The organism is Streptomyces sp. NPDC056486, assembly GCF_042795295.1.
Taxonomy (GTDB): domain Bacteria; phylum Actinomycetota; class Actinomycetes; order Streptomycetales; family Streptomycetaceae; genus Streptomyces.
Window position 1 is genome coordinate 47,550 of record NZ_JBHTSF010000053.1, and the last position, 6,719, is coordinate 54,268.

The window sequence follows — 6,719 nt, forward strand, 5'->3', positions numbered from 1 at the left end:
CGTACGGACCGAAGAGTTCAGGTGGAGATGCGGCCCGCAGAACGGCAAGAGGGCAGGCATGACGGCCTGGCCGTGGTGTCCGGTGGATCCGGCCCGGCCGCCGCTGCCCCCGCGTCAGCCGTTGAGGACGCACCAGAGGCCACCGTCACACCCGAGATACCCGAGGCGGTGCGCGCCGCCGCCCGCCGGGCGCCGGGACACTGGATCGGCGTGGTCGACCCCGAGTGGACCGAGGAGCGGACACCGCCGGAGTGGGCGGTGCTCGGGGAGTGGCAGTCGGACGAGAGCGGGGGCGTGGGGGACTACCGCGCCAACCCGGCGTACCGGCCATCGGCCCGGGTGCTCGGCTGGCCGGAGCCCACCGACCCGGTGGACGCGGCGGCGCAGCGGGCCGCCACCGGATACGGCTCGGTGGACGAAGCGCTCGCGGCGCTCGCCGAGACGGAGATCACCGTGGTGCGTGCGCCGGACGGCGGACCGCTCACGGCGACCGGGCAGGACGGGGAGCCGGTTGTGCTGTTGTTCACCTCACCGCCACACGAATTCATGTCCCCGGTACTTCGCCATGGCAGGCTTCCCGCGCGGGAGTTGGCCCGTTCACTGAGTGGCTCGGGCACCCTGCTCATGGTCAACGCCGGGGCCGCGGCCCCCTTGCTCGTCCCGGCGGACAGCCTTCTCGGTCTCATCGGCACCGCGGACCGCAGCGGCCCTCCGGCCGCGGCCCGGACCGACACCTCTCCTGAACTCTCGCCCCCCATCACAGGGAGTACCTCGTGACGCGTTCGGCCCAGCAGCCCCCCGCCCCGCAGGGGGCCAAGACCGGTTCCGACGGTGAGGAGACGACCGCCGCGGCCACCGTCGCCGGGCCCAAGTCGAAGACACAACCGGAGACCGGACCCGAGCTCACGGAGGCGAAGGCCGGAGCCGAGTCCGGCGCGGAGGCCTCCAAGACCGAAGCCAAGCCTGAGGCCGAGACCAAGACCGAAGCCAGAACCAAGGCCGCCGGAGCCGGAGAGACGGCCGAGGAGGGCAAGAGCCCCGAGCCCGAGTCCGAGCCCGAAGGCGGCACCGCGTCCAAGAGCGGGGCGGCCGCCTCCGGCACGGGGCCCGAGGCCGAGACCGACCCCGGTGCCGCCGCGGCGGCCAAGAGCCGACTTCCCGCGCTCGTACGGACCGTGTCCGCGACCGCGATCGGCAAGCCGCAGCAGCGGACCGGGCCGGTGGGACGGCCGGGCCGGGCCGTGCTCGCCGGGGCCGCGGTCGCGGGGGCGCTGCTCGTGTCCGTGCCGTTGCTGACGCTCGGCGGGGACGACGACAACGGCGGCAAGGGACGGGCGGCGGCTGCCGGAACCGTCCTCGGCGGCGATGAGCAGGACGCACCTGGCGAGTTCGCGGAGACCAAGCCCGACGCCGGTTCCAAGGACGACGACAAGGACTCCGACAAGTCCGACAAGCAGGAGAAGCCGGAGAAGCCTGCCGCGCCCGCTCCGACGAAGGACGACGGCGAGAAGGACAAGTCGCAGGACGACGGCAAGAAGGCCCAGACGGAGAAGCAGGCCAGTCAGAAGAAGTCCGACGGGAACAAGGACCAGCCCAAGAAGGCCGGTGGCGGCGTGACTCTCGGCGCCCCCGTCTCCTTCCGCAGTCACCTCTCGGGCCGCTGCATCGACGTACCGGGCAGCAACTTCACCGACGGCAAGCAGCTGCAGATGTGGGACTGCAACGGCGCCCCGGCGCAGAAGTTCCAGTTCGCCTCCGACGGCACCGTACGCATCCAGGGCCTGTGCCTGGACGTCGCCAACGCGAACTTCAACGACCGTACGGCCATCCAGATCGCCCGGTGCAACGGCGCCGACGCCCAGAAGTTCGCGCTGAATCCCAGCCACGACCTGGTCAATACGGTGGTCGGCAAGTGCGTCGACATCAACGGCAGCAACCGTGAGAACCACGCCCCTCTCGAGCTGTGGGGCTGCACGGGCAGGGACAACCAGAAGTGGAGCGTCTGACCGGACGCCCGGACCCGGACACCCCGGACCGGGAGCACACCACTCCCGGCGCCCGCCCGTTCCCACGGGCGAGGCATGATGGCACCGTCGGCTCGCCGACACGCGCCCCCGACGAGGGGGCGTCCCGCTGTAGACGCCGCCATGGCAAGGAGGTCGGTGCGTGTCGCGCCAGGTACTGACGGTCGGTCCAGGAAGCCAAGACCGCTACCGGACGATCGGTGAGGCACTCGTGGCCGCAAGGACCGGTGCGCTCATCAGCGTCCGGCCCGGGACGTACGCGGAGAACCTCGTGATCCACACCCGGGTCACCCTCACCGCCGCCGAAGGGCGGGGCACCGTGGAGATCCGGCCGCGCTCGGGCAGTGTGCTCGCGCTGCGCGCCGACGCCGTGATGCTCTCCGAACTGACCCTGCGCGGCGGCGACGCCGAGCTGCCGACCGTGGACATACGGCGCGGACAGGCCGCACTCGACGGCTGCGAAGTCATCGGTGCCGCCTGGACCGCGATGCTGGCCGGGGGCACAGGATCCCTCGCGCTGCGGGACTGCCGGGTGAGCAACCCGCAGGGCGCGGGCATCGTGGTCACATCGACCACGCCCACCACCGTGGAGTCCTGCAACTTCGAGCACCTGGGCACCAGCGGCCTGGTCATCGCGGAGGAGGGCGACGCACGCGTCCGCGGCTGCACGGTGCGCGGTGCCCGCGGCAACGGCCTGCTCGCCAACGGCGACGCCCGTGGCACCGTCGAGGACTGCGACTTCTCCTCGACCGACAAACCCTCCATCGCCCTGGAACAGAACTGCTCCCTCACGGTGACCCGCACCGTGGTGCACGACACCAGCACCGGAGTTCACCTGAGCAGCGCGGGCCGTACGACGCTGGAGGACGTCCGCGTCACCGGCGCGTCCGGCAACGGGATCGCCCTTGCCGGGGGCACCGACCCGGTACTGCGCCGCTGCCGGGTCTCGCGCACCCGCGGCCACGGCGTCCTTGTCACCGACCGGGCGCGCGGCACCTTTGAAGACTGCTGGGTGGACAGCGCGCAGGGCGCGGCGCTGCGGGTCGCCGGGGGCGCTTCCCCGGCGATGACCGGCCTCACGGTCCGCGACTGCGACGGCGCCGGGCTGCTCCTGGAAGAGGACTCGGCGCCCGAGCTGGACCGCCTGGAAGTGATAGGCGGCTCGCCCGCGATCGCGGTGCGCGGCGGCGCCAACCCCCTGCTGCGCCGGGCACGTCTGGTGGAGCCCTCCGGTGACGGCATCGCGGTCACCAAGGACGCCCGTGGCCGCGCGGAGGACTGCGAGATCGTCCGGCCGAAGGGCGCGGGCGTCCGCGTGGCCTCCGGCAGCACCCTCTACCTGGCCGGTGGCGGAGTCTCCGACACGGACACCGTCGGCCTGATCGTGGAGGACGGCGGCAACGTCACCGTCCGCGACTTCCGCATCGAGATATCCGGTGAGGAAGGGGTGATCGTCGCTGCGGGCGGCGAGCTGACCGCCAACCGCACCACGGTCCACGGCCCGAAGAGCCACGGGTTCCTGCTCAGCGAGGGCGCGCTCGCCTCGCTCAGCGGCTGCGAGGTCTCCGGCGGCGAGCAGGACGGCTTCCGGGTGGAGTCCACCGCGCCGGTCTCCGTCGTGAACTGCCTCGCCCGGGAGAACGCGGGCGGCGGTCTGGTGCAGACCGCGCCCGGCGACCGGCTCGCCGTGGAGGGCCTGAACAGTGTCGGCAACGGCAAGCGGGACGCCTGGGGCACCGGCAGCGCCGAGAACACCGACCCGGCGGGCTCCGGCGCCGGGGACGCACCCCCGCCGGACCGCGCGGACGGCCCGCTCGGCGCCCTCAACGCGCTGATCGGCCTGGAGAACGTCAAGCAGCAGGTGGGCACTCTGGTCAACCTGACCCAGCTCGCCCAGCGCCGTGAACAACTCGGTATGTCGGCCCCGCCGATGAGCCGGCACCTGATCTTCGCCGGGCCGCCCGGCACCGGTAAGACCACCGTCGCCCGCCTCTACGGGTCGATCCTGGCCGAACTGGGCTCGCTGCGCAGCGGGCACCTGGTGGAGGTCTCCCGCGCCGACCTGGTCGCGCAGGTCGTCGGCGGTACCGCGATCAAGACCACCGAGACCTTCCAACGGGCGCTCGGCGGCGTGCTGTTCGTCGACGAGGCGTACACACTCACCTCGGACAGCAACAACGGCGGCGCGGACTTCGGCCGCGAGGCGGTGGACACTCTGCTGAAGCTGATGGAGGACCACCGTGACGACGTGGTGGTGGTCGCGGCCGGCTACTCCCGCGAGATGGACTCCTTCCTCGGCTCCAACCCGGGCCTGGCATCGCGCTTCTCGCGGACCGTCGAGTTCGAGAACTACTCGGTGCCCGAACTGGTCGCGATCATGGAGAACATGTGCGGCCAGCACCAGTACGAACTGGGCGAGGGCACCGCCGACGCGCTGGCCGCGCACTTCGAGGCGATGCCGCGCGACGCCGGCTTCGGCAACGGACGTGCCGCGCGCGGGGTGTTCGAGGAGATGGTGGACAGACAGGCGGTACGGCTCGCCACCCTGCCGCAGGTCAGCGAGAGCGACCTGCGGATGCTGCTGCCCGATGACGTCTCCACCACCGCCGCCGCGAAGGGCGCCGAGACCGCAGCGCCGGACGACGACCCGCTCACCCGCCTCGGCGACATGGTCGGCCTGGCCGAGGTGAAGCGCGACGTCGCGGACCTGGTCAACCTCATCACCACCGCCCGACACCGTGCCGCCGCCGGTCTTCCGGTGCCCTCGCTCAGCAACCACCTGGTCTTCACCGGGCCGCCCGGCACCGGTAAGACCACTGTCGCCCGCCTCTACGGGGAGATCCTGACCCAGCTGGGCATCCTCGATCGGGGTCAGTTGATCGAGGCGGCCCGCGCCGACCTGGTCGGCCGCTACATCGGCCACACCGCGCAGCTCACCCGCGAGGTCTTCGAAAAGGCCCGCGGCGGCGTGCTGTTCATCGACGAGGCATACACCCTCACCCCGGCGGGCGGCGGCGCCGACTTCGGGCAGGAGGCGGTGGACACCCTCCTGAAGCTGATGGAGGACCACCGCGACGAGGTGGTCGTCATCGTCGCCGGATACACCGACGAGATGGAACGCTTCCTCGCCTCCAACCCGGGCCTCTCCTCCCGCTTCCCGCGCCGGATCGGCTTCGCCGACTACTCCTCCGAGGAACTGGTCACCATCGTGCGCTCCCAGTCCGCGAACATGGGCTACGAATGCGGCCCCGGCACCGGACCGCTCCTGCGGGAGTACTTCGACTCGCTGCCCCGGGACCGCACCTTCGGCAACGCACGGCTGGCCCGCCAAGTGGTCGAGACGATGGTCACCCGCCAGGCGAGACGCCTCAGTTCGCTGTCCACACCCACGCTCGACGACCTGCGCATCCTCGTCCCCGACGATGTCGTGGCGGCGGCACCGAAGGCGGCTCCCCGATGAATTCACACGCCCGCGGGACCGCCCGCCTGCTGTCGGGCACCGGCCTCGCCGCCGCCCTGCTGCTGCCCGTGGCCCTCCCGGCCCAGGCGGCACCCTTCTCGCGCCCGCCGACGGCCGACGGGAAGAAGGGCCAGGAACTGCCCGGCATGCCCTCCGCGCTCGACCCGGACGCCGCGAACGCGGCCTGCACTCCCGCCTCCCGCGAGAAGGCGAAGAAGCAGGACTGGTCGCGCCAGCGCCTCGATCTGGACCGGCTGCACCGCGACAACACCGGTGCGGGCGTGACCGTCGCCCTGATCGGCACCGGTGTCGCCCCCGACGCAGCCGGGCTCAAGGGCCGGGTCACCGCCGTAGGAGCGGCCGGTGAGGACTGCGTGGGCCACGGCACCTTCCTGGCCGGGCTCATCGCCGGGAACGGCGGGGAGAGCCCGCGCCTTGCCGGGGTCGCCCCGGGCGCGAAGATCCTGTCCCTGCGCGGCACAGGACCGCGCGGTCAGGACAATCCCGATCTGGTCGTACAGGCGCTGCGCGAGGCGACCGAGGCCCGGGCCAAAGTCATCGCGATCGCGGTGGCCCTGCCGCGCCGGGACGAGGCGTTGACCCAGGCGGTCGCCGACGCCCGCCGTGCGGGCGCCGTGGTGATCGCCGCCGCCACCCCGGACCCGCCCCCGCGCGGTACCGAGGAAGTGCCGTCCCGCGTCTACTGGCCTGCCGGTGAACCGGGTGTCGTCTCGGTCGCCGACATGCTTCCCGCCGGTGTCCGCCCCGACGGCTCCCTGCCCACCAGCGGCATCGACCTGGCAGCCCCCGGCGCCGGAGTGGTCTCCGGCGGCCCACGCGGCGACGGGCACTATCTCGGCGCCGGTGCTTCGGTGGCCGCCGCCCAGGTCGCCGGAGCCGCGGCAGTGGTCCGCTCCGCCCACCCCGACGAATCACCCAAGGTCGTCGAGCGCCGCCTGACCTCCACCGCCTACCCCGCGGACATCCCCCAGCTGGACGCCTACGCCGCCGTCACCACGGTCCTCGGCGACTCAGGCGCCCCCACCGGCGCCAAGCATGCCGCGGAACCCGTGGCCGTCCGCGACACATCCGCTACCGACCGCGCGACCGGCCGCGCCACCCTCTTCGTGCTGCTCGGCTCCGCCGCCGTGCTCGCCGTCCTCTGGGGAGCGTTCGCGCTTCCCAGGGCCCGCAGAAGGGGATGGCGTCCGGCGGGCGCAGGAGGACCGGCGCAG

Annotated in this window: 4 protein-coding genes; all 4 read left to right on the plus strand. The window is 72.7% G+C overall.

All coding sequences use genetic code 11. The features are described from left to right. Positions 1–27 precede the first annotated feature (27 nt). Positions 28–777: a type VII secretion system-associated protein gene (locus tag ACFQ7F_RS21940; protein ID WP_383272860.1), complete on the plus strand. Its 750-nt coding sequence runs from the start codon at positions 28–30 to the stop codon at positions 775–777. Continuing rightward, the gene (locus ACFQ7F_RS21945; RefSeq protein ID WP_383272862.1) at positions 774–2,006 is read left to right on the plus strand and encodes a ricin-type beta-trefoil lectin domain protein; all 1,233 of its coding nucleotides are present in this window, start codon (positions 774–776) and stop codon (positions 2,004–2,006) included. Before ACFQ7F_RS21940 ends, ACFQ7F_RS21945 begins: the two co-directional genes overlap by 4 nt. A gap of 160 nt (positions 2,007–2,166) precedes the next feature. Further along, on the plus strand, positions 2,167–5,484 hold the full coding sequence (locus ACFQ7F_RS21950; RefSeq protein WP_383272864.1) for a right-handed parallel beta-helix repeat-containing protein: 3,318 nt from the start codon (positions 2,167–2,169) through the stop codon (positions 5,482–5,484). Continuing rightward, on the plus strand, positions 5,481–6,719 hold a 1,239-nt coding region (locus tag ACFQ7F_RS21955; protein WP_383272866.1), incomplete at its 3' end, for a S8 family serine peptidase. The genes ACFQ7F_RS21950 and ACFQ7F_RS21955, both read left to right, overlap by 4 nt.

Bases quoted from the DNA above. Each gene is read 5' to 3' on its own strand.
- ACFQ7F_RS21940 (WP_383272860.1), top strand. From the start codon at position 28: ATGCGGCCCGCAGAACGGCAAGAGGGCAGGCATGACGGCCTGGCCGTG.